General features: G+C 59.9%; 1 pseudogene. It reads right to left on the bottom strand.

Annotated elements, in window-relative coordinates:
• Window positions 1–140: pseudogene (locus ACI0FO_RS29480) on the bottom strand (IS256 family transposase); the annotation flags it as partial.
• Window positions 141–212: the final 72 nt, after the last annotated feature.

Here is a 212-nt window from a genome sequence, read left to right as displayed (position 1 = left end):
GCGACTTTCCAGTCGAAGGTCGCCCTCACGGACTTGGCCAGCACGTTGCGTAGCGCCAGCCATAGGAGCTTGATGGCTGCCTCATCAGTGGGGAAGTGACCGCGCGTCTTGATGATCTTGCGCAATTGCATGTTCAAGCTCCCGCTTCAGGTCGGGATATCGATCTGGCCACGCTGGAGGAGAGCCACGGCGAGTCCCTGGTTCGCAACAAG

Origin of the sequence: Achromobacter marplatensis, assembly GCF_049060505.1 — a bacterium.
Taxonomy (GTDB): Bacteria; Pseudomonadota; Gammaproteobacteria; order Burkholderiales; family Burkholderiaceae_B; genus Achromobacter; species Achromobacter marplatensis_A.
This window is presented reverse-complemented; position numbering and strand designations above follow the sequence as displayed.